Annotated in this window: 23 protein-coding genes; 8 read left to right on the top strand and 15 right to left on the bottom strand. The window is 61.8% G+C overall.

The window, feature by feature from the left end:
• Positions 1 to 16: 16 nt before the first annotated feature.
• Positions 17 to 538 (bottom strand): L,D-transpeptidase family protein, encoded by a 522-nt coding sequence (locus tag ACIPZC_RS12000; RefSeq protein ID WP_400627089.1) that lies wholly within the window; start codon positions 536 to 538, stop codon positions 17 to 19.
• A 40-nt stretch (positions 539 to 578) separates the two neighbouring features.
• On the bottom strand, positions 579 to 1286 hold the full coding sequence (locus tag ACIPZC_RS11995) for a TetR/AcrR family transcriptional regulator (protein WP_039601793.1): 708 nt from the start codon (positions 1284 to 1286) through the stop codon (positions 579 to 581).
• A 221-nt stretch (positions 1287 to 1507) separates the two neighbouring features.
• Here ACIPZC_RS11995 and lexA point away from each other — a divergent pair, with 221 nt between their 5' ends.
• Both lexA and sulA read left to right on the top strand, forming a co-directional pair.
• Entirely contained in the window at positions 1508 to 2116 is a 609-nt protein-coding gene (lexA, locus tag ACIPZC_RS11990; protein ID WP_012313564.1) for a transcriptional repressor LexA, read from the top strand.
• A gap of 13 nt (positions 2117 to 2129) precedes the next feature.
• A complete protein-coding gene (gene sulA / locus ACIPZC_RS11985) occupies positions 2130 to 2606 on the top strand; it encodes an SOS-induced cell division inhibitor SulA (RefSeq protein WP_400627086.1) in 477 nt (158 codons plus the stop codon).
• 38 nt (positions 2607 to 2644) lie between these two features.
• Here the strand turns inward: sulA and ACIPZC_RS11980 are convergent, their stop codons facing one another.
• The 7 genes from ACIPZC_RS11980 to ACIPZC_RS11950 form a co-directional block, all read right to left on the bottom strand.
• Entirely contained in the window at positions 2645 to 2878 is a 234-nt protein-coding gene (locus ACIPZC_RS11980; protein ID WP_241803167.1) for a hypothetical protein, read from the bottom strand.
• A gap of 50 nt (positions 2879 to 2928) precedes the next feature.
• Entirely contained in the window at positions 2929 to 3444 is a 516-nt protein-coding gene (locus ACIPZC_RS11975; protein WP_400627084.1) for a DUF6586 family protein, read from the bottom strand.
• Between the two features lie 115 nt (positions 3445 to 3559).
• Positions 3560 to 6169, bottom strand: coding sequence for a type I DNA topoisomerase (gene topA, locus ACIPZC_RS11970; protein WP_400627082.1), 2610 nt, complete (start codon positions 6167 to 6169; stop codon positions 3560 to 3562).
• 100 nt (positions 6170 to 6269) lie between these two features.
• Complete coding sequence (locus ACIPZC_RS11965) at positions 6270 to 6521, bottom strand: DUF1653 domain-containing protein (RefSeq protein ID WP_241803164.1); 252 nt, start codon at positions 6519 to 6521, stop codon at positions 6270 to 6272.
• Positions 6522 to 6601: 80 nt separating this feature from the next.
• Positions 6602 to 7777, bottom strand: coding sequence for an acetyl-CoA C-acyltransferase FadA (fadA, locus tag ACIPZC_RS11960; RefSeq protein WP_003248768.1), 1176 nt, complete (start codon positions 7775 to 7777; stop codon positions 6602 to 6604).
• A gap of 40 nt (positions 7778 to 7817) precedes the next feature.
• A complete protein-coding gene (gene fadB, locus ACIPZC_RS11955; RefSeq protein ID WP_400627079.1) occupies positions 7818 to 9965 on the bottom strand; it encodes a fatty acid oxidation complex subunit alpha FadB in 2148 nt (715 codons plus the stop codon).
• A 489-nt stretch (positions 9966 to 10454) separates the two neighbouring features.
• Positions 10455 to 10892 (bottom strand): hypothetical protein, encoded by a 438-nt coding sequence (locus ACIPZC_RS11950; protein ID WP_400627077.1) that lies wholly within the window; start codon positions 10890 to 10892, stop codon positions 10455 to 10457.
• A gap of 108 nt (positions 10893 to 11000) precedes the next feature.
• On the opposite strand from ACIPZC_RS11950, the gene ACIPZC_RS11945 reads away from it, so the two are divergent.
• Positions 11001 to 11441, top strand: a complete 441-nt coding sequence (locus ACIPZC_RS11945; protein WP_400627075.1) for a universal stress protein — start codon at positions 11001 to 11003, stop codon at positions 11439 to 11441.
• A gap of 115 nt (positions 11442 to 11556) precedes the next feature.
• On the opposite strand, the gene ACIPZC_RS11940 is transcribed toward ACIPZC_RS11945, so the two are convergent.
• Entirely contained in the window at positions 11557 to 13485 is a 1929-nt protein-coding gene (locus ACIPZC_RS11940) for an ATP-binding cassette domain-containing protein (protein WP_349974581.1), read from the bottom strand.
• A gap of 221 nt (positions 13486 to 13706) precedes the next feature.
• Between ACIPZC_RS11940 and ACIPZC_RS11935 the strand changes: the two genes are divergently transcribed.
• On the top strand, positions 13707 to 15635 hold the full coding sequence (locus ACIPZC_RS11935; RefSeq protein WP_241803159.1) for a transglycosylase SLT domain-containing protein: 1929 nt from the start codon (positions 13707 to 13709) through the stop codon (positions 15633 to 15635).
• A gap of 54 nt (positions 15636 to 15689) precedes the next feature.
• On the opposite strand, the gene ACIPZC_RS11930 is transcribed toward ACIPZC_RS11935, so the two are convergent.
• Together ACIPZC_RS11930 and ACIPZC_RS11925 are read right to left on the bottom strand one after the other, a co-directional pair.
• Entirely contained in the window at positions 15690 to 16493 is an 804-nt protein-coding gene (locus ACIPZC_RS11930) for an MOSC domain-containing protein (protein WP_267822266.1), read from the bottom strand.
• Positions 16494 to 16548: 55 nt separating this feature from the next.
• Complete coding sequence (locus tag ACIPZC_RS11925; RefSeq protein WP_241803157.1) at positions 16549 to 17484, bottom strand: chemotaxis protein CheV; 936 nt, start codon at positions 17482 to 17484, stop codon at positions 16549 to 16551.
• A 351-nt stretch (positions 17485 to 17835) separates the two neighbouring features.
• Here ACIPZC_RS11925 and ACIPZC_RS11920 point away from each other — a divergent pair, with 351 nt between their 5' ends.
• The 3 genes from ACIPZC_RS11920 to ACIPZC_RS11910 all read left to right on the top strand — a co-directional run bounded on the left by ACIPZC_RS11920 (position 17836) and on the right by ACIPZC_RS11910 (position 20282).
• A complete protein-coding gene (locus tag ACIPZC_RS11920; RefSeq protein WP_400627072.1) occupies positions 17836 to 18357 on the top strand; it encodes a histidine kinase in 522 nt (173 codons plus the stop codon).
• A gap of 378 nt (positions 18358 to 18735) precedes the next feature.
• Positions 18736 to 19626 carry a sensor histidine kinase gene (locus tag ACIPZC_RS11915; protein ID WP_400627070.1) on the top strand — a complete coding sequence of 297 codons (891 nt, stop codon included), beginning with the start codon at positions 18736 to 18738 and terminating at the stop codon, positions 19624 to 19626.
• Positions 19623 to 20282 carry a response regulator gene (locus ACIPZC_RS11910; protein WP_400627069.1) on the top strand — a complete coding sequence of 220 codons (660 nt, stop codon included), beginning with the start codon at positions 19623 to 19625 and terminating at the stop codon, positions 20280 to 20282. Before ACIPZC_RS11915 ends, ACIPZC_RS11910 begins: the two co-directional genes overlap by 4 nt.
• Here ACIPZC_RS11910 and yegS read toward each other — a convergent pair.
• A complete protein-coding gene (yegS, locus tag ACIPZC_RS11905) occupies positions 20266 to 21147 on the bottom strand; it encodes a lipid kinase YegS (RefSeq protein WP_241803153.1) in 882 nt (293 codons plus the stop codon). The two genes, ACIPZC_RS11910 and yegS, sit on opposite strands and share 17 nt — an antisense overlap.
• A 448-nt stretch (positions 21148 to 21595) precedes the next feature.
• Here yegS and ACIPZC_RS11900 point away from each other — a divergent pair, with 448 nt between their 5' ends.
• Positions 21596 to 22843 carry a glycosyltransferase family 4 protein gene (locus tag ACIPZC_RS11900; protein ID WP_400627066.1) on the top strand — a complete coding sequence of 416 codons (1248 nt, stop codon included), beginning with the start codon at positions 21596 to 21598 and terminating at the stop codon, positions 22841 to 22843.
• Here the strand turns inward: ACIPZC_RS11900 and glp are convergent.
• Both glp and moaB read right to left on the bottom strand, forming a co-directional pair.
• Positions 22832 to 24058 carry a gephyrin-like molybdotransferase Glp gene (gene glp, locus ACIPZC_RS11895; RefSeq protein WP_400627064.1) on the bottom strand — a complete coding sequence of 409 codons (1227 nt, stop codon included), beginning with the start codon at positions 24056 to 24058 and terminating at the stop codon, positions 22832 to 22834. The two genes, ACIPZC_RS11900 and glp, sit on opposite strands and share 12 nt — an antisense overlap.
• Positions 24042 to 24581 (bottom strand): molybdenum cofactor biosynthesis protein B, encoded by a 540-nt coding sequence (gene moaB / locus ACIPZC_RS11890; protein WP_400627062.1) that lies wholly within the window; start codon positions 24579 to 24581, stop codon positions 24042 to 24044. The genes glp and moaB overlap by 17 nt, the downstream gene beginning before the upstream one ends.
• Positions 24582 to 24614 lie beyond the last annotated feature (33 nt).

The following is a 24614-nucleotide window of genomic DNA, read 5'->3' as shown; positions in this document are numbered from 1 at the left end:
CATAGGCAATCCTTCATTACAGACTTAAAGAAGCCCACTGGGGGCATGCGGCCTCCTCGATACGCACCGGGCAATGCACCGGTACGCGTTCGAACAGGCCAAGCAGATCGGTGTTGCGCAGCCGAATGCAGCCATGGGACAGCGGTATGCCCAAGGGTTCCGTGTCGGGCGTGCCATGCAGATAGATAGAGCGGCGGAACGTGTCCACCGCGCCCAGACGATTGACGCCGGCCTCGCAACCGCTGAGCCAGAGAATGCGGGTAAGGACCCAGTCACGCCCGGGGTACTGTGCGTGCAACGCCGGCGACCAGACCTCACCGGTCCAGCGCCGCCCGCGCAGCACGGCATTGAGCGGCAAGCCCGCGCCGATCTTCGCGCGCACCTGGTGCAGGCCACGCGGCGTGCAGCCCGAGCCATTACCCTCACCGGCCCCATTGCGTGCGGTCGATACTGCCAGGCGCAGGCACAACCGCCCCTTGGCAAAGCCATAGAGGCGCTGGTCAGCGAGGGAGATGTGCAGCAGATCGAGGTCAGGCATGGGCGCTAGCTTAGCCCAAGCGCCCTGCCCCGCCCAGCCTTCAGGCCTTGGCGGTGGTGCTGCCGGTTTTGCTGCGCGGGCGCAGCTGTGCTGTGGCCATCGCCTCGTCGGTGACACCGCTGTCGGCGCGCATGCCCGCGGCCAGGAACGGTACCATCAGGCGCATGACCTGCTCTATGGAGGTGTTGATACCAAAGTCGGTTTCGGCAATGGCGCGCAATGCCTTGATGCCGGACATGCTGAACGCCGCAGCACCGAGCATGAAGTGCACCCGCCAGAACAGCTCGAGCGGCGGAATGCGCGGCGCGGCTTCATTGACCAGCAACATGTAGCGGCGGAACACCTTGCCATACATGTCTTCCAGGTAGCGCCGCAGGTGCCCCTGGCTCTGGCTGAACGCAAGGCCCAGCAGGCGCATGAAGATCGACAGGTCGTTGTTGCTGCGCGGCTGCACCACCAGCGCCTGCTCCACGAGCATTTCCAGCAGTTCCTCGAGGCTGGGCTTTTGCTCAGGCTTGCCTTGACGACGCTCCAGTTCACGTTCGAGGCTGGCGCAGAAAGGCCCGAGGAAACGGGAGAAGACCGCCTGGATCAGCGCCTTCTTGGAACCGAAATGGTAATTGACCGCCGCCAGGTTGACCCCGGCCTTGCTGGTAATCAGCCGCAACGAGGTTTCCGCGAACCCCCTTTCCGCGAACAGCTGCTCGGCAGCATCGAGAATGCGTTCAACGGTTTCCGATTGGGCCATGACTACTCCGCCAGACAGACAAACAGGTGTTTGAAACATACGTTTCAGGCCTGCTGATGTCAAGGCTAGGTGACTGTGCGGTCGCCATTAGAAAGCGCCGGGCTGCAAGCTGCAAGCGCTAAGAGGGATGGCGCGTGGCTTTTTCTTGTCGCATTGCGCTTGCAGCGTATCCAGTACTGTATATAATCCCAGTCACTGTATAAAAAGACAGAGCGCCCGCCATGTTGAAACTGACGCCCCGCCAAGCCGAAATCCTGGCCTTCATCAAACGTTGCCTTGAAGACAACGGCTTTCCGCCGACGCGCGCAGAGATCGCTCAGGAGCTGGGCTTCAAGTCGCCCAATGCCGCCGAGGAGCACCTCAAGGCCCTCGCGCGCAAAGGCGCGATCGAGATGACCCCAGGCGCATCCCGCGGCATCCGTATCCCCGGCTTTGAGGCCAAGGCCGAAGAAAACGGCCTACCGATCATCGGCCGGGTCGCAGCCGGTGCACCTATCCTTGCCGAGCAGCACATCGAACAATCTTGCAACATCAATCCATCCTTCTTCCACCCGCGCGCCGACTACCTGCTGCGCGTACACGGCATGAGCATGAAGGACGTCGGCATCTTCGACGGCGACCTGCTGGCTGTGCACACCTGCCGTGAGGCCCGTAACGGGCAGATCGTCGTCGCCCGCATCGGCGATGAAGTGACCGTCAAGCGTTTCAAACGCGAAGGCAGCAAGGTCTGGCTGATCGCCGAAAACCCCGATTTCGCCCCTATCGAAGTCGACCTGAAAGAGCAGGAAATGGTGATCGAAGGCTTGAGTGTCGGCGTTATTCGCCGCTGAACCAGGAGGCGTCATGCAACAGTTCGTCCAAGCACAACAACAGGTACAGCTTCCACTGTTCGAAGCCTTCCTCGCCCAACCGGTCCTGCCAGGCCTGAAGGCCAGCGAACAGGCGCGCAAGAACAGCGAACCGGGCCTGTTCAGTGAACTGTCCCTGCGTGGCGCCCCCGACCATTGCCACACCTTGCTGGCACCGGTGCTCCGCGAACTGAGCGAAGAGCAGGAGGCCCGCTGGCTGACGCTTATTGCACCACCGGGCAGCCTGACCCAGGCCTGGTTGCGCGATGCCGGGCTCAACCGCGAGCGCATCCTGCTGCTGCAGCCGCGCGGCCATCAGAGCCCACTGCAATTGGCCTGTGACGCCCTGCGCCTTGGCCGCAGCCATACCGTGGTCAGCTGGCTTGGCAGCGTCAATGCCACTGCGCGGCAGCAGCTGGTGCGTGCAGCCAGTGCCGGAAACGCACAAAGCCTGAACATCCGCCTCGGCTGATGTTCAGGCTTTGCCTGTGACCCGAAACAACCTGGGTATCAGTGAAGTACGCGCGGCCCTTCGTCACGGTCGAGTTCGCCATCCACGAGGCGCCCCGCCATCTGCACGCCCACACTCAGCATGGCCTTGGCAACTTCAACGTGTTGCCCCTGCAGGAATACCTTGGCGTCTTCCGAGAAATCCAGGGTTACCAGGGAGCCTTCATCCTCGGCACGACGCAGTTCGATTCGGCCATCAGGCAACTCGACAATTTCCAGAAAAGACGTAGACATAAAGGGCTGTTCTCCGCGAAAGGCGGGCATTGTACCAGCCAGGGCGAAGATCAGCACTCACTCAACGCGTCACGGAATCGTCTCACCAAGCCTTTCAGGTTGTTGCGCCAGCTTTCCAGATCGTCACGCGACAGCGCAGCCTGCTCGGGTTCGTCGAGGTTGACGGCCAGAATGAGTGGCTGGGTGACATCGGTTTTTGCGGTTTTTTTCGCGACCGGTGGTCGGAACAAATCGGCATAAGCGCTGAGCAGTTGCGCCAGCCAGGTCTCCCGCTGCCTGGACAGCTCCAGCAACTCAGCCACTTCGGGGATGGCAATGTCATTCAGGGCATCATCGGCGAGCAGTTGCTCGACGCTGGACGCCGCTGGCAGGCGGTAGAAGCCACCAATCTCGTGACACAAGCCCAATAACGCACCATACAGGTGGAATAGAGCAGCCTCACGCTCGGCCTGCACAAGGCCTTGTGCATTCATGGCCTGGCTGTCGGCAGCCTTGGCCATGGACTCGAGGGCGAGGCCGGCGAAGAAAAGCTTCTGGTTGGTGCGGGTGTAGAGTTCCTGGGCCATCTCGAGTGACCTCCCTAAGGCTGCAAGGCGAATACCTGCAGTTTCAGGGATCGGGATGTACTTGTCACCCATGAAATGGGGCCGCTAAGCGGCCCCAATCTCGTCGCTGAAACAATCAGCGCTTGTCTTCGACCTTCCAGGCATTGCCGTCGTAGAACGCCTTCCAGCCGGTAGGCTTGCCATCGACCTCGGACTGTACGTATTGCTCCTTGGTCTTGCGGCTGTAGCGGATCACTGCCGGGCGACCCTCCGGATCTTTCTGCGGCGCATCGCACAGGAAGTGGTACTTGGGGTCAATCTCGTGCTTGTGCGGCACGATCTCCATGACCAGCGGTGCACGGGTCTCGCGATTCTTGGGGAACTGGCTGGCTGCCAGGAACAACCCAGAAGCACCATCACGCAGCACATAGGTGTCGTCGACCTTCTCGCACTTGAGCTCTGGCATGTCCACCTTGTCCATCTTGGGTGGAGCCGCCTCGCCGCTCTTGAGCAGCTTGCGGGTGTTCTTGCACGCCGGGTTGGTGCAACCGAAGAACTTGCCGAAGCGGCCGGTCTTGAGCTGCATCTCGCTGCCGCACTTGTCACACTCCAGGCTCGGCCCTTCGTAACCCTTGATGCGGTAACTGCCCTCTTCGATCTCGTAGCCGACGCAATCAGGGTTGTTACCGCAGATATGCAGCTTGTGCTTCTCGTCGAGCAGGTAAGCATCCATGGCCGTGGAGCAGATCGGGCAGCGGTGCTTGCCCAACAGCACGCGCGACTCCGACTCACCTTCGTCATCCGCAGCGATTTCATCGCCCGGCACCAGGTTGACGGTGGCCTTGCAGCGCTCTTTGGGCGGCAGGCTGTAACCCGAGCAACCCAGGAACACGCCGGTGGAGGCAGTGCGGATCATCATCGGACGCCCACATTCCTTGCACGGAATGTTGGTCATGGTCGGCTGGTTGGCACGCATGCCGTGCTCGGCGGACTCGGCCGTCAGCAGCTTCTTGCTGAAGTCGCCGTAGAACTCGTCCAGCACGTTTTTCCAGTCGCGCTCGCCCTGGGCCACGTCATCGAGGTTCTCCTCCATGTCCGCGGTGAAACCGTAGTCCATCAGGTTGGCGAAGCTTTCCGACAGGCGCTCGGTAACGATGTCGCCCATCTTCTCGGAGTAGAAGCGGCGGTTGTGCAGCGTGACGTAGCCGCGGTCCTGGATGGTGGAAATGATGGCCGCATACGTCGAAGGGCGACCGATGCCGCGCTTTTCCATTTCCTTGACCAGGCTTGCTTCGGTGAAGCGCGCAGGTGGCTTGGTGAAGTGCTGGCTGGGGTCGATCTGGATCAGCTTGAGCGCCTCACCCTGGACCATTTCTGGCAACACGTCATCTTCGCCCGGCTTGCTCTGCTGCGGCAACACACGGGTGTAACCGTCGAACTTGAGGATGCGGCCTTTGGCACGCAACTCGAAATCACCGGCAGCCACGGTCACGCTGGTGGACAGGTACTGGGCAGGCGGCATCTGGCAGGCGAGGAATTGCCGCCAGATCAGTTCGTAGAGGCGCTCGGCGTCACGTTCCATGCCGCTGAGCTTGGTTGGGTGCGTGTTGACGTCGGAAGGACGAATCGCTTCGTGGGCCTCCTGAGCGCCTTCCTTGCTGCCGTACACCAGCGGTGCCTCGGGCAGGTACTGCTTGCCGAACTCGCGCTCGATGTAACTGCGCGCCATGTCCAGCGCGTCGACCGACAGGTTGGTCGAGTCGGTACGCATGTAGGTGATGCAGCCCGCTTCGTAAAGCCGCTGAGCCATCATCATGGTCTTCTTCACACCGAAGCCCAGGCGGTTGCTCGCAGCCTGTTGCAGGGTGGAGGTGATGAACGGTGCCGACGGTTTGCTGCTGGTCGGGCGGTCTTCACGCTTGACCACGCTGTAGCTGGACGCCTTGAGCTTGCTCAGCGCAGCCATGGCCTGGGCTTCGTTCAGCGGCTTGAATGCCTCGCCCTTCTCGCGGGTCACCTCGAAACGCACCTTGGCTTGCTTGGCGGTGCCAAGGTCGGCGTGCACTTCCCAGTATTCTTCCGGAATGAAGGCGCGGATCTCGCGCTCACGCTCGACCACCAGCTTCACGGCCACCGACTGGACACGCCCGGCCGAGAGGCCACGGGCGATCTTGGCCCACAGCAGCGGCGAGACCATGTAGCCCACCACGCGGTCCAGGAAGCGGCGCGCCTGCTGGGCATTGACGCGATCGATATCGAGCTCGCCGGGCTGCGAGAACGCATCCTGGATGGCCTTTTTGGTGATTTCGTTGAACACCACACGCTTGTAGCGGGTGTCGTCTCCACCGATGGCCTCGCGCAGGTGCCAGGCGATGGCCTCCCCCTCGCGGTCCAAGTCGGTTGCGAGATAGATGGTGTCAGCATCCTTGGCCAGCCGGCGCAACTCGTCGATCACCTTTTCCTTGCCAGGCAGGATCTCGTACTTGGCCTTCCAGCCGTGCTCGGGGTCGACGCCCATGCGCGCCACCAGCTGGCGACGGGCCTTTTCTTTGGGCGACAGGGCCGGAGCCTCACCCGCAGCCTTACCACGCTTGGCGGCCGGCTCTTTGCTGGCGCTGGCCGAACCGCTGGTGGGGAGGTCACGGATGTGGCCGATACTCGACTTCACCACGTACTGGTTGCCCAGGTACTTGTTGATGGTCTTGGCCTTGGCCGGGGATTCCACAATGACCAGCGATTTGCCCATGGATCGGAGTATTCCTGAATCTGAAGATGAAGAACGCGTCAGGTGCCGGACGCGGCACCGCTATATATAGTGGCAATAGAGTGAGGTCAAGCGCGGTCGTTCACTCGCGCGCCTTGCCAAGCAGCTCAGGCAACCCTTCTTCGGCCTTGACCAAAGCAAAGCGTGGCACCTGCTCGCCGTCAACCTCGACCGACTCCTGGAACATCGAAAGTGGTCGTACCCAGAAGCTGTAGTCACCATACAGGCATTGGTAGAAAACCATCCACTCTTCGCTTTCGGAGTGCCGTGCGACACTGAAGACACGGTACTCAGGCCCTTTGTAATGCCGGTATACGCCTGGTTGTATCTGCATGTCGCCTTCCCTCTTGAAACAAATTCTGTAAAAAAACAAAAGCCGGGGCACAAGGCCCCGGCTGCTGTCCCGCTACGCGATCAGACGCGTTCGAAGACAGTGGTGATGCCCTGACCGAGGCCGACGCACATGGTGGCCACGCCCAACGTACCGCCATTTTGCTTCATGACGTTGAGCAGGGTGCCGGAAATGCGTGCCCCGGAGCAACCGAACGGGTGACCCAAGGCAATTGCGCCGCCGTGCAGGTTAACCTTCTCATCCATCTTGTCGAGCACTTTCAGATCTTTGAGCACGGGCAGGGCCTGTGCAGCAAAGGCTTCATTGAGCTCGATGAAGTCGATATCGGCCATGGTCAGCCCAGCGCGTTTGAGGGCTTTCTGGGTCGACGGCACAGGGCCGTAGCCCATGATCGCCGGGTCAACGCCAGCGACTGCCATGGAGCGGATCACCGCCAATGGCTGGATACCGAGGTCCATCGCACGCTGGCCGGACATGACGATCATGCACGAAGCGCCATCGGTGATCTGCGACGAAGTACCGGCTGTGACCGTACCACCTTTGGGGTTGAACGCAGGCTTGAGCGATGCCAGGCCTTCAAGGGTGGTTTCCGGGCGAATGGTCTCGTCGAAGTCGAAGACTTTCAGGAAACCGTTCTCGTCATAGCCCTGCATCGGGATGATCTCGTCCTTGAACTTGCCTTCCACAGTCGCTTTGTGGGCGAGCTGGTGCGAGCGCAGGCCGAACAGGTCCTGCTGTTCACGGGTGATGCCGTGCATCTTGCCGAGCATCTCGGCAGTCAGGCCCATCATCCCGGAAGCCTTGGCAGCGTGCAAGGACAGGTGCGGGTTGGGGTCCACGCCATGCATCATGCTGACGTGCCCCATGTGCTCGACACCACCGACCACGAACACGTCGCCGTTGCCGGTCATGATCGCCTGGGCGGCGGTGTGCAGCGCGCTCATCGACGAGCCGCACAGGCGGCTGACGGTCTGGGCGGCCGAGGTGTGCGGGATCTGGGTCATCAACGACGCCATGCGGGCGATGTTCCAACCCTGTTCCAGGGTCTGGTTGACGCAACCCCAGATCACGTCCTCGACTTCTTTCGGGTCGACCTTGCCATTGCGCTCCAGCAGCTTGCTGATCAGGTGCGCAGACATGTCTTCAGCACGGGTGTTGCGGTGCATGCCACCCTTGGAGCGGCCCATCGGGGTGCGACCGAAGTCGACAATCACCACGTCTCTTGGATTGAGGCTCATATCAATAATCTCGCTCTACTCTCTCAAAGGCGTTGGCTGCTCAGCTGAAGAAGCGCTGGCCGTTCTTGGCCATTTCACGCAACTTCGCGGTCGGGTGGTACAGCGGCCCCAGATCGGCGTACTGGTCGGCCAGGGCAACGAATTCGGCCACACCGATCGAATCGATGTAACGCAGCGCACCACCACGGAACGGAGGGAAACCAATGCCGTATACCAGGCCCATGTCCGCTTCGGCAGCGGTTTCGACGATGCCGTCTTCCAGGCAGCGCACGGTCTCCAGGCACAGCGGGACCATCATCCAGTTGATGATGTCTTCGTCAGTGACTTCACGCTGCTCGAAGACGATCGGCTTGAGCACATCGAGCACGGTGGCGTCGAACACCTTCTTCGGCTTGCCACGCTTGTCGGTTTCGTAGGCGTAGAAACCCTTGCCGTTCTTCTGGCCCAGACGATTGGCCTCATACAGGGCATCGACAGCCGAGCGGCGCTCGTCCTTCATGCGGTCCGGGAAGCCTTCGGCCATCACATCGCGGCCGTGGTGGCCGGTGTCGATGCCGACCACGTCCATCAGGTAGGCCGGGCCCATCGGCCAGCCGAACTTCTCCATGACCTTGTCGATGCGCACGAAGTCGACACCGGCGCTGACCAGCTTGGCAAAGCCACCGAAGTACGGGAACAGCACGCGGTTGACCAAAAAGCCCGGGCAATCGTTGACCACGATCGGGTTCTTGCCCATCTTCTTGGCGTAGGCCACGGTGGTGGCAACCGCCACTTCACTGGACTTTTCGCCACGGATGACTTCGACCAGCGGCATCATGTGCACCGGGTTGAAGAAGTGCATGCCGACGAAGTTCTCGGGGCGCTTGAGCGCCTTGGCCAGCAGGTTGATGGAGATGGTCGAGGTGTTGGACGCAAGGATCGCATCCTCTTTCACCTGGCCTTCCACTTCAGCGAGCACTGCCTGCTTGACCTTGGGGTTCTCGACCACGGCCTCGACGACGATGTCGACGTTGGCGAAATCACCGTAGGACAGTGTCGGGCGAATGGCGTTGAGTGCCTCGGCCATTTTCGCCGGGGTCAGGCGGCCTTTTTCGACGCGGTTGCCGAGCAGCTTGGACGCCTCGTTGAGGCCCAGCTGGATGGCTTCCTCGCGGATGTCCTTCATCAGGATCGGGGTACCCTTGACCGCCGACTGGTAAGCGATGCCGCCCCCCATGATGCCAGCGCCGAGCACGGCAGCCTGTTTGACATCGTGAGCGATTTCGTCGTGAGCCTTGGCTTTGCGCTTGAGTTCCTGATCGTTCAGGAACAGGCCGACCAGGCTTTGGGCAACCGAAGTCTTGGCCAGCTTGGCAAAGCCTGCTGCCTCGACTTCCAGCGCCTTGTCGCGACCGAAGTTGGCAGCCTTCTGGATCGACTTGATGGCTTCGACGGGCGCTGGGTAGTTCGGGCCCGCCTGGCCAGCCACGAAGCCCTTGGCAGTCTCGAAGGCCATCATCTGCTCGATGGCATTGAGCTTGAGCTTTTCCAGCTTGGGCTGGCGCTTGGCCTTGTAATCCAACTCACCACTGATAGCGCGCTTGACCAGGTCCAGGGCACCCGCCTGCAGCAGCTCAGGGGCAACCACAGCATCGACGGCACCGACCTTCAGGGCGTCTTCAGCACGGTTTTCCTTGCCGGCGGCAATCCACTCGATGGCATTGTCCGAACCGATCAGGCGCGGCAGGCGCACGGTACCGCCGAAGCCTGGGTAGATGCCCAGCTTGACTTCCGGCAGGCCGATCTTCGCGGAGGTGGACATGACCCGATAGTCGGCCGCCAGGCACATTTCCAGGCCACCGCCCAGGGCGATGCCGTTGATGGCGGCAACGGTCGGCACTTCGAGGTCTTCGAACGCGTTGAAGATGCGGTTGGCTTCCAGATTGCCGGCAACCAGTTCGGCCTCGGGCAGCTTGAAGTTATCGACGAACTCGGTGATGTCGGCGCCGACGATGAACACGTCCTTGCCGCTGGTGACGATCACGCCCTTCACCGAGGCGTCGGCCTTTATGGCTTCGACGGCTTGGCGCAGCTCGTCCAGGGTCAGGCGATTGAACTTGTTGACGGACTCACCCTTGAGGTCGAACTTCAGTTCGACGATGCCGCTTTCAAGAGCCTTAACCGTGATGGCTTTACCTTCGTAAATCATCAACTGATCTCCACGATATGGAAGCTGAACTGTACACGCCGATCGCTGGTGGAAAAGCAGCGCTTCGCTGCTTCTGCCCAGGCACACCCGTCAGCGCGCTAGTCGGGATTCTGGATGAGCGATGTGACATACAAACGCTCAATTCATACGCCCGTTTGATTTGGGTATGCACACATTCTCCGAAAAGGTCGGCGTTGTCAAATGCTTACAGGCACCGTGAAAATGCGACTTTCCGGTCATTTTGTAGGGTGTGGGTGTAAATCATGGTGACAGTGATCACTGATCATTCATGTCAGCGATTGACCACAAAAAGGAGGCCATTGCTTTTTTTTTGGCTACACAGCGCCGCAGGATGGCTACACTGCCACTTGCTTGAAGAAATTCCCGGCCTGCCTGGCCTTTTCTGCGCAGCAGAAACGACAAAGCGGCAACCTGGCATTCACCCCTTGCGGGCGGGTGCCAGGTTGCCGCTTTGTCGTTCAAGGGAGGTCAGGCGAGGGTTTCAAACGCGTAGGCAATATCCTGCAACACAGATTTGTCACCTCGCTCGCTCCAGTAAAGCGCGAGCATGCGCTTGTCGGCCTCGACCTTGTAGACGGTGCCCGGCAGCCGCGAGAAAACATCATTCAGGCGCGCTACCTCACACACTTCACGCCACTGGTTGCACCACACACCCGGGCTGACTTGCCAGTAGCACCAGCTGTCTTCATGCCCACGCCTGCGCGCCCGATGGTACTGCGGGCAAGGGCTGGGCGGCTCTTTTTCCAGCCAGTGCGGCCACTGCTGCGGCGCCAGTTGCATGGCCAGCCCCATGCGCCGCGCCTCCAGGCGCAGGCTCATCTGCTCACCTTGCTTGCGCGACTGACGCAGCCAGGCGAAAGGGCTGAGAATCAGCGCAAGGATTGACACCACCAGCAATACCGTCATATCTGTAGATCCCATAAAGCGTTGCAAATGAGCGGGTTACTCAGTTTCACGCAACACCCGCCCGAAGCGACCATACTTCTACTATCGCGATTGTCAGGAGTACAGCTCATGCCTTACCAACATCTTCTGGTCGCCGTCGACCTCACCGAAGAGTGCGACCCGGTGATCAAGCGTGCCATGGAGCTCGCCGACCCCACACACGCCAAGGTCTCGCTGGTCCATATCGTCGAACCCATGGCCATGGCCTTTGGCGGTGACGTGCCAATGGACCTGTCGCAGTTGCAGCAGCAACAGTTCGATCAGGCCAAGGAGCGTATGGACCGCCTGTTCAACAAGTACCCCGAGATCAATCGCGGTGATTCTCACCTGACCTATGGCCAACCGCGCCAGGAGATCCACCAGCTCGCCAAGGAGCAGAACTGCGACCTGATCGTGGTGGGCAGCCACGGCCGCCATGGCCTGGCGTTGTTGCTGGGCTCAACGGCCAACGACGTACTGCATGGGGCGCCGTGCGATGTACTGGCGGTGCGGTTGCAGAAGAAGGAATGACCCAGCCTGGCTGGCCTCATCGCCGGCAAGCCGGCTCCCACGGGATCTCCACCGTTCGCAAGAACAGTGGCTACCCTGTGGGGGCCGGCTTGCCGGCGATGAGGCCGGGACTGGCTTAACCTTCCAGCTCGGCCCAGCGCTCTACCAAGGCATCCAGTTCGCCCTGCATCTGCTCCAGCTTGGCCAGCACCGCTGAGGTTTCCTCGATCGGCCGCTGATAGAAGCCTGGGGCGTTGACTTCCTCCTGGGCCACTGCCATTCGCTGCTCGATCGCATCAATTTGCCCAGGCAGCATCTCCAGTTCCCGCTGCAGCTTGTAGCTGAGCTTCTTCTTCGAAGCATCCGCTGCCACCGGGGCTGGCGCCGGCGCCACCTGCTCGTCCTGTTTCTGGACCACGGCACTGTTGAGCTCGGACTTGCCACCCTTGCTCTCGGTCACGCCCAACAGCTTTGGCGAACCGCCCTGGCGGATCCAGTCCTCGTAGCCACCCACATATTCACGCACCTTGCCCTCGCCTTCGAACACCAGCGTGCTGGTGACGACGTTGTCGAGGAAGGCCCGGTCGTGGCTGACCATCAGCACGGTGCCCTTGTAATTGCACAGCACCTCTTCAAGAAGCTCGAGGGTTTCCACATCCAGGTCGTTGGTCGGTTCGTCCAGTACCAGCAGGTTGGCCGGCTTGCTGAACAGTTTGGCCAGCAGCAGACGCGCCCGTTCACCGCCCGACAGCGCCTTGACCGGTGTGCGAGCACGCTGGGGGCTGAACAGGAAATCGCCCAGGTAGCTGAGCACATGCCGGTTCTGGCCGTCGATTTCAATGAAATCGCGGCCCTCGGCCAGGTTATCGATCACGGTTTTTTCCAGATCGAGCTGGTGGCGCATCTGATCGAAGTAGGCGACTTCCAGTTTGGTGCCGCGCTCGACCTTGCCCGAAGTAGGCTCCAGGCCACCGAGCATCAGCTTGAGCAGCGTGGTCTTGCCGGTACCGTTGGCGCCCAACAGGCCAATGCGGTCCTGACGCTGCAGGACCATGGAGAAGTCCTTGACCAGCATTGGCCCCCCAGCGTGGTGGAAGCTGACATTCTCCAGCACCATCACCTGCTTGCCGGATTTCTCTGCGGCCTCGATCTGGATGTTCGCCTTGCCCTGACGGTCACGCCGCTCGCTACGCTCGACACGCAACGCCTTGAGTGCGCGCACCCGGCCTTCGTTGCGGGTACGGCGGGCCTTGATGCCCTGGCGGATCCACACCTCTTCCTGGGCAAGACGCTTGTCAAACAGTGCGTTGGCGGTCTCTTCGGCGGCCAGCGCAGCTTCCTTGTGCACCAGGAAGCTGGCGTAGTCACCGTTCCAGTCGATCAGCCCACCACGATCCAGTTCGAGGATGCGGGTTGCCAGGTTCTGCAGGAATGAACGGTCGTGAGTAATGAACAGCACCGCCCCGTTAAAACCACGCAGGGCCTCTTCGAGCCAGGCGATGGCGCCGATGTCCAGGTGGTTGGTCGGCTCGTCGAGCAGCAGCAGGTCGGGTTCGGACACCAGCGCCTGCGCCAGCAGCACCCGTCGACGCCAGCCACCGGACAGCTCGGCCAGGGTTTTGTCGGCAGGCAGCTGCAGGCGGCTCAGGGTGCTTTCCACCACCTGCTGCAGGCGCCAGCCGTCACGGGCTTCGAGCTCGTGCTGAACATGCATGAGTTTTTCCAGGTCATCGTCGCCCTGGATGTTCTGGCTGAGGTGGTGGAATTGGGCAAGCAGTTCACCAACGCCGTCCAGGCCAGCGGCCACCACGTCGAACACAGTCCGCTCGTCAGCCACTGGCAGTTCTTGCGGCAGCTCGCCGATCTTCAGGCCAGGGGCGCGCCAGATTTCACCGTCGTCGCCCTTCTGCTCGCCCTTGACCAGGCGCAGCATGCTCGACTTGCCGGTGCCGTTGCGGCCGATGATGCACACCCGCTCGCCACGGGCGATCTGCCAGGACACTTTGTCCAGCAGCGGCATCGCGCCGAATGCGAGGGACACATCGCTGAATTTGAGCAGGGTCATGTTCGTCTCCAGAAAGCGGGCGCGCATTCTACCTGAGTTGGCCCGTTCCAGCATTAAGTTGCCCGCGCTGCCAGGGCATTGCGACATCCGGTCGGTCTTAACGCCTTGATACAAGCACAGTGCTTTCACCCGCTGCCGGCAAACAGCTAAGCTAGAACAATAGCTTCCAACAGTGTTGGCTCCGCCGTCACTTTCCCATGGTTCAACTGCCCGGACGTATCATGCGCAGCCGCCTGTTACAGATTGCTTCCTGCCTGCTGCTTACCGCCGCCACCGCCAGCGCGGCGCAGGCCATCGACCTCTCTCAGCAACGTCAGTACTACGACGAGGCCAAGCGTGCCTTGGCCAAGGGCGACAAAGGCCCGTACCTGCGCTATGCCCAGGCCCTGCGCGACTACCCGCTGACGCCCTACCTGGCCTACGACGAACTGACCGCTCGGCTGAAAAGCGCCAGCAACCAGGAAATCGAAGCGTTTCTGGCCAAACATGGCGACCTTCCCCAGGCCAACTGGATGAAACTGCGCTGGTTGCGCTGGCTGGCCGAACGCGGCGAGTGGGACACCTTCGTCAAGTACTACGACCCCAAGCTCAACTTCACCGAACTGGACTGCCTCAACGGCCAGTACCAACTCAGCCATGGCCTGCGCGCCGAGGGTTATGCCAGCGCCGAGAAACTGTGGAACGTAGGCAAGTCGCAACCGGCCGCCTGCGACGCCCTGTTCGGCATGTGGGCCGCCGAAGGTCAGTTGACCGAGGCCAAGCGCTGGAACCGCGCCAAACTGGCAGCCCAGGCGCGCAACTATGCCCTGGCCAACAGCCTGGTCAAATCCCTGACCACGCTCGGCCCGCAAGGCCGCCTGCTGGTCGATGTCGCGCAAAAACCCGAATTGCTCAACCAGCCATCGCGCTTCACACCGGTCAACGAGGCGATGTCCGATGTAGTGAGCCTGGGCTTGCGCCGCCTGGCTCGCCAGAACCCTGAGCGGGCCATGGCCCTGCTCGACGACTACGCCCAGCGCATGCATTTCTCCAGCGACGAGAAAGTGGCCATCGCCCGTGAAATCGGCCTGACCCTGGCACGCCGTTATGACCCGCGTGCCCTTGACCTGATGACCCGCTATGACCCAGAGCTGCGGGACAACACCGTCACCGAGTGGCGTCTGCGCCTGCTGTTGCGCCTGGGCCGCTGGGAAGACGCCTACGAACTGACCAAGCGCCTGCCGCAAGACCTGGCCAGCAGCAGCCGCTGGCAGTACTGGCAAGCGCGCAGCCTGGAACTGGCCCAGCCAAACAACCCGCAAAGCCTGCTGCTGTACAAGAACGTGGCGCGCGAACGGGACTTCTACGGATTCCTCGCGGCCGACCGGGCGCAAACCCCTTACCAGCTCAACAACAAGCCACTGGTGCTGAGCCCGCAACTGGTGCGTAAGGTACGCAATACGCCGGGCATCCAGCGCGCCTTGGAATTCCATGCCCGTGGCCAGATCGTCGACGGCCGCCGCGAGTGGTATCACGTCAGCCGCCACTTCAGCCGCGACGAGATGGTTGCACAGGCGCGCCTGGCCTATGACCTGCGCTGGTACTTCCCGGCCATTCGCACCATCAGCCAGGCCAAGTACTGGGATGATCTGGACATCCGCTTCCCGATGGCCCACCGCGACACGCTGGTACGCGAAGCCAAGGTGCGTGGGTTGCACTCAAGCTGGGTGTTCGCAATCACCCGCCAGGAAAGTGCCTTCATGGAGGATGCGCGCTCCAGTGTAGGTGCCAGTGGCCTCATGCAGTTGATGCCGGCCACAGCCAAGGAAACCGCGCGCAAGTTCAGCATTCCGCTGGCGTCGCCGCGCCAGGTGCTCAACCCGGACACCAACATTCAGCTGGGCGCAGCTTATCTGAGCCAGGTGCACGGCCAGTTCAACGGCAACCGGGTGTTGGCGTCCGCCGCCTACAACGCCGGCCCCGGGCGCGTGCGCCAATGGCTCAAGGGCGCCAAGCACCTGAGCTTCGATGTGTGGGTGGAATCGATTCCGTTCGACGAGACGCGTCAGTATGTGCAGAACGTGCTGTCTTACTCGGTGATCTACGGGCAGAAGCTCAACGCACCACAGCCATTGGTGGACTGGCACGAGCGGTATTTCGACGACATGTGAAGCAACGCCGCCTCTTCGCGGGCCAACTCGCGAAGAGGCACCTGCTTGCTACCGCTACTCCAGCACTTCGACCTTCATCCCTACCTCAAGCCGCCCACAGCCATCCACCGCCAGGTTCTGCCCGAACAGGATGTCACCCTCGCGCTCGCGAAAGGTCTTGAGGGTGGTCAACGGCTCCCGGTCCGGGCTGCGCGCTCCGGTTTCAGGGTCCAGCGTGGTGAAGATGCACCGCACGCTCGGCTTGAGCAGGCGAAACTCCAGCCCGCCAATGCGAATGCGCTTCCAGCCATCTTCGGCAAACGGTTCTGCGCCCTGCACCACCAGATTGGGTCGAAAACGCAGCATCTCCATGGGCCGGCCAATGCGCCGGTTCAGCTCTTGCAGCGAACCCTCGCCAATCAGCAATAACGGGAAACCATCGGGGAAGGCCGCCCTGTCGCTGTTCAAGCCATAACCGCTGGGCAGGTAGCGCGCCCGGTGCTCCGGGCAGTGGACCAGCCGCACTGGCTTGCCGAGCAATTGCGATAACCAGGCCGCCGCCTCATCGCCGGCATCCGGCACACGCAACGTGTCACGCCAGATGGTCACGCCGCGCAGGCCATCATCTGCAGGCGGCACCTTCACATGCAGAGCGGGCAGCCCCGGGGCCTCCAGCAGCAGCGTACCCGCCTCCCCTTCGCCAGCCTTGAGCTGGCTGAGCTGCGGCCAGGCGCGCTGGGTGAGAAAGCGCCCGTTGTCTTGCTCGACCACGAGCCAGCGTCGGTCACCCGCCAACCCCAGATTGTCGACCCGTGAAGCCTGCAGGCGCTGCGCCTGCGCCGACTTCACCGGATACCGATACAGCTCACTCAGAAACATCCCTGCCTGCCTCGTGCCGTGCCAAATGCCAGATTATACCCGGCTACCGCACGGATCACGCAGTGGTCGAATCCAGCAGCAACCGCTGCTTGACCACGTCGACCAGGCGATCAGGCTGGAACTTGGAAAGGAAATTGTCGCAGCCGACTTTCTTGACCATGGACTCGTTGAAACTGCCTGACAGCGAGGTGTGCAACACCACGTACAGCTTGCGCAGGCGCGCATCGCTGCGGATTTCCGTGGTCAGCCGATAACCGTCCATTTCCGGCATTTCTGCGTCAGTGAACACCATCAGCAGTTTTTCGCTCATGTCCTCGCCGGCATCGGCCCAGCCCTTGAGCATGCGCAAAGCCTTCAGGCCATCGCTGGCAACATGCAGTTTCATCCCCAGTTGCGACAGGGTGTCACGCAGCTGCGCCAGCGCCACGCTGGAGTCGTCCACCAGCAGCACTTCACGGCCACGGGCGCGCGCCAGTATCGGGTCAGCGAGCTTGTCGTTGGAGACCTTCGCGTTGTAAGGCACGATCTCGGCCAGCACTTTCTCGACGTCGATGACCTCCACCAGGTTTTCGTCCACCTTGGTGATCGCCGTCAGGTAATGCTGGCGGCCCGCGCTGGAAGGCGGAGGCATGATGGCTTCCCAGTTCATGTTGACGATGCGATCGACCCCACCCACCAGGAACGCCTGCACCGAGCGGTTGTACTCGGTAACGATGATGGTGCTGTCCGGCCCCGGCTGCAGCGGGCGCATGCCGATTGCCTGGGACAGGTCGATCACCGGCAAGGTCTGCCCTCGCAGGTTGACCACGCCACAGACGAACGCGTGGCGCTGTGGCATCAATGTCAACTTGGGCAGCTGCAGCACTTCTTGCACCTTGAACACATTGATGGCGAATAACTGGCGCCCGGCCAGGCGGAACATCAGGATTTCCAGGCGGTTCTCACCCACCAGTTGCGTTCGTTGGTCTACCGTGTCGAGAATGCCAGCCATTGGAAAACCCCCAGGCTCAATTCGGAATAAAGTGAGTTCATCCACCCTGTATCGGCTGCTGCATGCGCAGCTTGACCCTTGAACGAAAATGCTTCGCGAGCCAATTGATATCATATTAACATCATGCTTTACTGCAGTTGCCCGGCCTGGGACACATTGGCCTTGAGAAGCTCTCCACCCCTAGATCACCATCAGGGAAACCCCTAGCGTCAACCGGGTGCAACCTGATGTTCGCGCCATCCTTTAGCCATTAATGTGACGCCATTCTCACTGCATGAATGGAGTCAGGCTTTTGCTAGCGAACGACACGGCTTGGCCGTCCCCCGCTCCCTCGTTACGGGCCGGGACCACATGATGGGCAGTTCAGCTTTCGACAGCAGCGCTCTGCAGGACTTTCTGCTGGATGCGCAAGTGTTGCTGACCCAGTCCCAGGAGTGCCTGCACCACCTGGAACTGATCGCCAATGACCCTGACGCCTGCCATTGCCTGATCAACACCCTCGATACTCTTGCCCGGCGCGCCAGCGGCCTGGGCCTGCTTGAAGTCGCCCACTACGCCTGCGCCTTGCAGCAACTGCTCGCCCCGGCCTGCAGCCAACTGCACCTGCACAATCAGGCCTTGCCTGCACTGGCGGACTGCCTGACCCTCCTGGCCTGGCAACTTGAGCTTGTGGATACGCACACCGGGCGGCTTGCCCTCGATGCCAGCGAACAGACCGCCTTGCTGGCTGAGCTGGCAAACGCATTGGACCAACCGTTGCCGCAAACGTGTGCGCCTTGCCAGGAAACGCACAGCGAACGTGCCGACACACCCCAGGCTGGCCCCATGGACAGCCGCCCAACTTGCGCAGAAAAACGCACTAGCAGTCATTGACGACCTGCAACTAAGGCAGCGCTGAAAGACCGAATCCGGGTCCAACTAGTGAAGAGCCGAAAGTTCCTACAGCCTGTTTACCGGTATTCGCGCAAGTTGAACTGGGCGGGCCATCCAGGGCAATCGATGATGGCTATTTGCTGCTCGAATCAGGCCTTCGCAGCCCCCTGATGGCCCCGCAAACCTTGAGGTTTCAAAGCAATACCCCACTCGCGACCAAACAGTCCTGAAGTGATACCATGCCCACTAACAAGTACCGGTCACCCGTATATGGATCGCCTCAACGCGCACTTGGCATTTATTGAAAGCAGCACGCCAAAGCCTCCGGCAAGACATGCGCAAGGCCTCCATCAGCAAGGTTTCAGTGGCTTCCCATTTATGCTCCCACGCTTGAAAAATGCCCTGCGTTGCCGCTCCCTCTCCGCTGCACTGCGCTGGGCCACCGCATTGCTGTGCGTGGCGTCACTATTTGCCAACCTGCTGCTGTTCACCGCCGGGCATGCCATACCGGCGAGCCTGATGCTGTTACAGCTGATAGCAATGTGCGGGGTCGGCTGGCACCTGAGCCTAGGAGCCAGGTCTATCAGCTTGCGCCCGGCAGAGCTGGCCGATCGTATGCTCAAAGTCCAGGAAAGCGAACGCCAGCACCTGAGCCGCGAACTGCATGACGACATTGGCCAACTGCTGACCGCTGCCAAATTACAGCTGGAGTGGTTGCAGCGGCGGCTGCCAACCGATCTGCAGGCCCAATGCGGCACCCTGCGCAGCACACTCGATGACACGCTGAGCAAAGTGCGCGACGTCTCTGCAATCCTCAACCCACGGCAGCTGGCGAGCCTTGGCCTGGAAGCCAGCCTGCGTGCACATCTGGTGCGCACGCTCGCAAGCACCGACATGCATTGGAGCCTGGAGTGCCATCAAAGGCTGGGTGGCATTTGCGAGGAGGTGAGCATGGCTGCTTTTCGCATCGCGCAAGAGGCGGTCACCAACATATTGCGCCATGCCAAGGCGCGCAACCTGACCATCCGCCTGCAGCGCAGCCCCGCCGGCCTGAGCTTGTCGATAGAGGACGATGGCCAGGGCTTCATCCCCGCCGCCAATCCCGCCGAGGCAGGCCAGCGCGGCATGGCGGGCATGCAGGAGCGTGCCACAGCACTGCAGGGCACGCTGAAAATCACCAGCCAACTGGGCCTGGGCACCCGCATCGAGGTCTTGTTCCCATGGACACCCCGCACCGATGAACGCGCCAGGACACCTGCTATCCAATGACCTGTAGACTGCTGCTGGTCGATGACCATTCGCTGATTCGAGCCGGGGTACGTGCCTTGGTGTCTGACATCCCTGGCTACACCGTGGTCGGCGAAGCCGACGATGGCGACCAACTGCTCGAGCAAGCTCAGCAACTGGCGCCCGACATCGTATTGCTCGACATTTCCATGCGCATGACCAGCGGCCTCGATGCGCTCACCTTGCTGCGCGCCTCAGGCAACCCTTGCAAAGTGCTGATTCTGTCCATGCACACCGACCCGGACCTGATCATGCGCGCCCTGGAAAGCGGCGCCCACGGCTACCTGCTCAAAGATGCCACCGCAATGGAGCTGGAGCAGGCACTGGCAGCACTGCGCAGTGGCGAGCGCTACCTCAGCCCGGCCATCGCCCACACGGTGATCAACCAGGCACTCATGCGTGCCCAGCAGGGCAAGCAGCCGAACATCGACCGCCATAACCTCACTGCGCGGCAGCTGGAAATCCTGCGCCTGATCGTACGGGGCAAATCCACCCGCGAGATCGCTGCCGGCCTTGCCTTGTCGATCAAAACGGTGGAAACCCATCGCTCGCAGATCATGAAACGCCTGCAGATCTACGACGTTGCGGGGCTGGTACTGTTCGCCGTACGCGAGAAAATCATCAGCCTGGATGACTGAGCAGCGGCGAATTTGGCGGCAGGTGCAAACGCAGCGCCGCAGGCAGGGCCTCGAAGCGCAGGCTGTCAGCCTGTAACGGCTCACCGTCGAGGTTGATGTCCAGGCCTTGGGAGCTTTTGATTTCGACCCAGGGCAAGCGAGCCCGAACGAACAGCCCTTCGCCGGCCAGCAGCTCACGCAGTGCCCCTACCACTTCTTGCGGTGCCGGCAGGATAGCGATGTCGAGCTGGCCGTCATCCACCAGGGCATCGCCACACAAAACCTGGCCACCACCTGCCTGGCGGCCATTGCCGATGCCCAGCGCCAGCAAGTCACCCTGCCAGTGGAAGTCCGGGCCTGTCAGCTCCACAGACGCGGCCTGCAACTCACTGAAGCGCGACAGCCCGGTAAACAAGTAAGCCGCTGCGCCCAGTACCTTCTTCAGGTCCTCGGAGGTGTTGGCAGTGACCTGACTGCCGAACCCGCCGGTGGCCATGTTCAGAAACATCTGGTCGCCAACCTTGCCCAAATCGATTGGCCGAGCCGGCATGTCCAGCAGCGCCAATGCCTCAGCCGGCTGCAATGACACGCCCGCGGCTTTAGCGAAGTCGTTGGCGGTGCCCAACGGCAGCAGTGCCAGGCTGGCCTGCGTGTTCGCCTGCCCCATGGCTTCGGCAACATCACGCAAAGTACCGTCGCCACCCCCTGCGACCACATGGGTGTAGCCGGCGGCCAGCGCCTCGGCCACCAGCCGCTGGGCATCACCCGCCTCCCAGGTCACCCGCACATCCAGCGTCCAGCCCCGCTCACGCTGGGCGAGGACGGCCGTGCGCACATCTTCGTTCATCGCCTGCTTGCCGTGCAGGATCACCATTGCCTTACCCATTACGCTTCTCCCAAGGGACAGCCCATTGCAGATCTCGACCACAGGCGGCGGCAGATTGCTGCATGCAGGAGCTGACCTAGCACTAAGACCCGCATGTATTTGCACAAAAATCGTCCGCCGCGCATCAACCGATTGAAAGCTTCGGCCATCAGGCGCATGATCGACAAATATTTGGCCAATGCCGGTATTTAGCGACAAAAGAGTCGTTTTTTTGACTTTTTTAACGCCAGAACCCTGGCAGAGCGACCCATCAGCCCTAGGTGCAGCGCCAAGTCGAGAGTGTGAAATGAGCGTTCTGACCCCCTGCAGGATCGACCACAGCGACTACCTCGGCGAAGACGATAGCGTGGGCTTTACTGAAATGTATGGACGCGTCCCGGTTGCAGCCATCCGCTGACTGCCAATGGACGCGTTTTTTGTCTGCAGCCTTTAGCGAGGATTGTGGTTCATGCGCATACTCTGGACGCTGCCCTACCTGCCTTGGCCCACCACCAGTGGCAGCAAGACCCGGCAATACCACCTGCTACGCGCCCTGGCGCAGCACGGGCATCGGATCACCTTGCTGGTGCAGTCGAAAATCCCGCTCAACGATGCCACCCGCGCAGCGCTGGAGCCATTGGTCGAACGGCTGATCGTACTCCCCCGCCGAGCCTTGCACAGCCCGCTCAATCTGCTGGCCTCACCGATCATCGACTACCCCATGCGGGCAATCATCAATGGCTTGGCACCTTGCCTGCGCCACCGCTTCGAGCAATTGCTGGACGAGCCCTGGGACGTCATCCAGATCGAACACAGCTATGCCTTCCAACCCTTCGAAAAAGCCCTGCAGGCCCGCGGCCTGCCCTACATGCTCAGCGAACACACACTCGAATCGGTAATGGGCGCCGCCTGCCATGACCGCTTGCCCCTTTGGCTACGCCCACTCAACGCGTTCGATCGCTGGCGCTATCGTCGCTGGGAGCAACGCGTACTCTGCCAACCCACCGAAGTGGTGGCGGTGAGCGCCCATGACGCCGACCTGATCAGCCAGATCAGCGGGCGCCCAGTGAACGTCGTGGTCAACGGTGTAGATTGCGCGTATTACGAACAGGTATGCCCCGCGCTGCACAGCCAGCGCCTGCTGTTCGTTGGCAACTTCGAATACGGCGCGAACCTTGAGGCCATCGAATGGGCGCTGGAAGAAATCCTGCCTCAGGTATGGATGAGCAACCCTGCTGTGCGCCTGGCCATAGCCGGGCATGCCATGCCGGCCTCATGGAAGTTGCACTGGAACGATCCCCGCATCGAGTGGTTAGGTTATCGCCCTGACCTTCGCGAACTGCAGCGGCGCTCGGCGCTGTTCTTCGCCCCCCTGCGCTACGCCGGCGGCTCCAAGGTCAAGATTCTCGAAGCCATGGCTGCCGGGCTGCCGGTGATCACCACCAGCAAGGGCGTTTCAGGCCTTGCCGTGAACAGCGGCGAGCATTACCTGGGCAGCGATGACGGTGACCAGCTGGCACTGCTGATTACCCAGTTACTCAACCAACCCTGGCGCATGAGCCAACTGAGCCAGGCCGGCCGCCAGTTCGCCCGGCAGCGCCATGACTGGAGCGTGGCGGCGCAGCAACTGGAGACCGTGCACATGCGCCTGACCCAGTCGGCACCTGCCACCGCCCCGCAACCTTCAGACCCGTGGCTTGGGCGCTCAGCCAAGTAGTTCGCTCAGTGGGATGAACGTGACGCTGTCACCCTGCTGCGGCGTGCTGCCTTCGCGCACCTCCACCAAACCGTCAGCCCAGGCGGCGCTGCGCAGCACACCAGAGCTCTGGTTCTTGTAGATGTGCACCCGGCCGTTATCGATCCGCGCCCGCAGGTATTCGCGCCGGGTTCCGGCCTTGGGCCAGTCGAAACCTGCAGGGACGTCGAAACGTAGCGGAGTGACCTGCGCCACCCCTTGGCGGCGAAGCAAGTACGGGCGCGTAAGCAGGCCGAAGGTCACCAGTGTCGACGCAGGATTGCCGGGCAGGCCGATCACCGGCACGCCTTGATAGTGCCCGAATGTCAGCGGCTTGCCAGGTTTGATCGCCAGCTTCCACAAGGCCAGCTGGCCCGCCTCACGCAGCGCCGCGCCCAGGTAATCGGCCTCGCCCACCGAGACACCCCCGGTGGACAGGATCAGGTCGACATCACCCAAGCTGGCCAGGCATTGGCGAGTGAGCACCAGGTCATCAGGGAGGATGCCCATGTCCTGCACTTCACAGCCCAGGCGTTGCAACCAGCTAACCAGCAGGCGCCGGTTGCTGTTGTAGATCTGCCCTGGGCCCAGTGGCAACCCTGGCTCGACCAACTCGTCACCGGTGGACAACACGGCCACCCGTACCCGGCGCACCACCTGCAGCCGAGCATGCCCCAACGTTGCGGCCAACCCCAGTTCGATCGGGCCCAGGCGCGTACCTGCGACCATCACCTGTTCACCCTGGCGTGTTTCCTGGCCCTGGGGGCGGACATTCTGCTCAAGCCTCATCCGCTCGAGAAAACGTACCCGGCCATCCTCCAGCACCTCGGTGTTTTCCTGCATCTCGACGCAGTCGGCACCGGCCGGCAGCGGGGCACCGGTGAAGATCCGTGCGCACGTGCCGGGCTGCAAAGGCTCGGGCGCCTGCCCGGCGAAAATGCGCTGGCTGACGGGTAATGGCAGGCCTTGGTAATCGGCCAGACGCAGTGCGTAACCATCCATGGCACTGTTGGGCCAGGGCGGCAGGTCGAGCGAGGCCACCAGGTCGGTCGCCAGCACCCGGCCCTCGGCCTCTGCCAGAGAGACGGTTTCGATGTCCCTGATCGGCGCGGCCTCGGCCAAGGCCAGCAGGCGCTCCAGCGCCTCCTCCACCGCCATCAGTGGCCGGGCCGGAGATGCCTCAGCCACGGCTTTCACAGGCCGCAACCTGCTTCAGGTGCGCAACGAAATTGCACGGACGATGGCGGGCATCGAGTTGCTCGGCGAGGATGCCGTCCCAACCGGTGCGCACAGCATTGGTCGAGCCCGGCAGGCAGCATACCAGCGTGCCGTTGGCCAGGCCGGCCAAGGCGCGCGACTGAACGGTGGACGTGCCGATGTCGGCGACGGAGATCTGCCGGAACAGTTCGCCGAAGCCTTCTACCTGCTTGTCCAGCAGGCAGGCCACAGCCTCAGGCGTACTGTCGCGCCCCGTAAAGCCGGTGCCACCGGTAATCAGCACGACCTGCACGCCGTCATCGGCGATCCAGGTGGCGACCTGGGCGCGGATCTTGTAGAGATCGTCCTTGAGCAGCTTGCGCTCAGCCAACTGGTGGCCCGCCGCAGTCAGGCGGTCGACGAAGGTCTGCCCGGAGGTGTCGGTTTCAAAGGTCCGGGTGTCGCTGACGGTCAGCACGGCAATGTTCAGGGCCACGAAGGGGGTATCTGCCTTGGCTTTCATGAGTATCCATCGCAGGAGAAAGGGATGGCGCAT

It is taken from the genome of Pseudomonas sp. NPDC089743 (assembly GCF_044748785.1).
GTDB classification, from domain to species: domain Bacteria; phylum Pseudomonadota; class Gammaproteobacteria; order Pseudomonadales; family Pseudomonadaceae; genus Aquipseudomonas; species Aquipseudomonas putida_X.
Note: the sequence above shows the minus strand (reverse complement) of the source record. Positions and strands in the feature narration are given on the sequence as shown.

Coding starts and splice junctions, on each gene's coding strand:
- ACIPZC_RS12000 (WP_400627089.1), bottom strand. CDS start 538: ATGCCTGACCTCGATCTGCTGCACATCTCCCTCGCTGACCAGCGCCTC.
- ACIPZC_RS11995 (WP_039601793.1), bottom strand. CDS start 1,286: ATGGCCCAATCGGAAACCGTTGAACGCATTCTCGATGCTGCCGAGCAG.
- lexA (WP_012313564.1), top strand. CDS start 1,508: ATGTTGAAACTGACGCCCCGCCAAGCCGAAATCCTGGCCTTCATCAAA.
- sulA (WP_400627086.1), top strand. CDS start 2,130: ATGCAACAGTTCGTCCAAGCACAACAACAGGTACAGCTTCCACTGTTC.
- ACIPZC_RS11980 (WP_241803167.1), bottom strand. CDS start 2,878: ATGTCTACGTCTTTTCTGGAAATTGTCGAGTTGCCTGATGGCCGAATC.
- ACIPZC_RS11975 (WP_400627084.1), bottom strand. CDS start 3,444: ATGGCCCAGGAACTCTACACCCGCACCAACCAGAAGCTTTTCTTCGCC.
- topA (WP_400627082.1), bottom strand. CDS start 6,169: ATGGGCAAATCGCTGGTCATTGTGGAATCCCCGGCCAAGGCCAAGACC.
- ACIPZC_RS11965 (WP_241803164.1), bottom strand. CDS start 6,521: ATGCAGATACAACCAGGCGTATACCGGCATTACAAAGGGCCTGAGTAC.
- fadA (WP_003248768.1), bottom strand. CDS start 7,777: ATGAGCCTCAATCCAAGAGACGTGGTGATTGTCGACTTCGGTCGCACC.
- fadB (WP_400627079.1), bottom strand. CDS start 9,965: ATGATTTACGAAGGTAAAGCCATCACGGTTAAGGCTCTTGAAAGCGGC.
- ACIPZC_RS11950 (WP_400627077.1), bottom strand. CDS start 10,892: ATGACGGTATTGCTGGTGGTGTCAATCCTTGCGCTGATTCTCAGCCCT.
- ACIPZC_RS11945 (WP_400627075.1), top strand. CDS start 11,001: ATGCCTTACCAACATCTTCTGGTCGCCGTCGACCTCACCGAAGAGTGC.
- ACIPZC_RS11940 (WP_349974581.1), bottom strand. CDS start 13,485: ATGACCCTGCTCAAATTCAGCGATGTGTCCCTCGCATTCGGCGCGATG.
- ACIPZC_RS11935 (WP_241803159.1), top strand. CDS start 13,707: ATGCGCAGCCGCCTGTTACAGATTGCTTCCTGCCTGCTGCTTACCGCC.
- ACIPZC_RS11930 (WP_267822266.1), bottom strand. CDS start 16,493: ATGTTTCTGAGTGAGCTGTATCGGTATCCGGTGAAGTCGGCGCAGGCG.
- ACIPZC_RS11925 (WP_241803157.1), bottom strand. CDS start 17,484: ATGGCTGGCATTCTCGACACGGTAGACCAACGAACGCAACTGGTGGGT.
- ACIPZC_RS11920 (WP_400627072.1), top strand. CDS start 17,836: ATGATGGGCAGTTCAGCTTTCGACAGCAGCGCTCTGCAGGACTTTCTG.
- ACIPZC_RS11915 (WP_400627070.1), top strand. CDS start 18,736: ATGCTCCCACGCTTGAAAAATGCCCTGCGTTGCCGCTCCCTCTCCGCT.
- ACIPZC_RS11910 (WP_400627069.1), top strand. CDS start 19,623: ATGACCTGTAGACTGCTGCTGGTCGATGACCATTCGCTGATTCGAGCC.
- yegS (WP_241803153.1), bottom strand. CDS start 21,147: ATGGGTAAGGCAATGGTGATCCTGCACGGCAAGCAGGCGATGAACGAA.
- ACIPZC_RS11900 (WP_400627066.1), top strand. CDS start 21,596: ATGCGCATACTCTGGACGCTGCCCTACCTGCCTTGGCCCACCACCAGT.
- moaB (WP_400627062.1), bottom strand. CDS start 24,581: ATGAAAGCCAAGGCAGATACCCCCTTCGTGGCCCTGAACATTGCCGTG.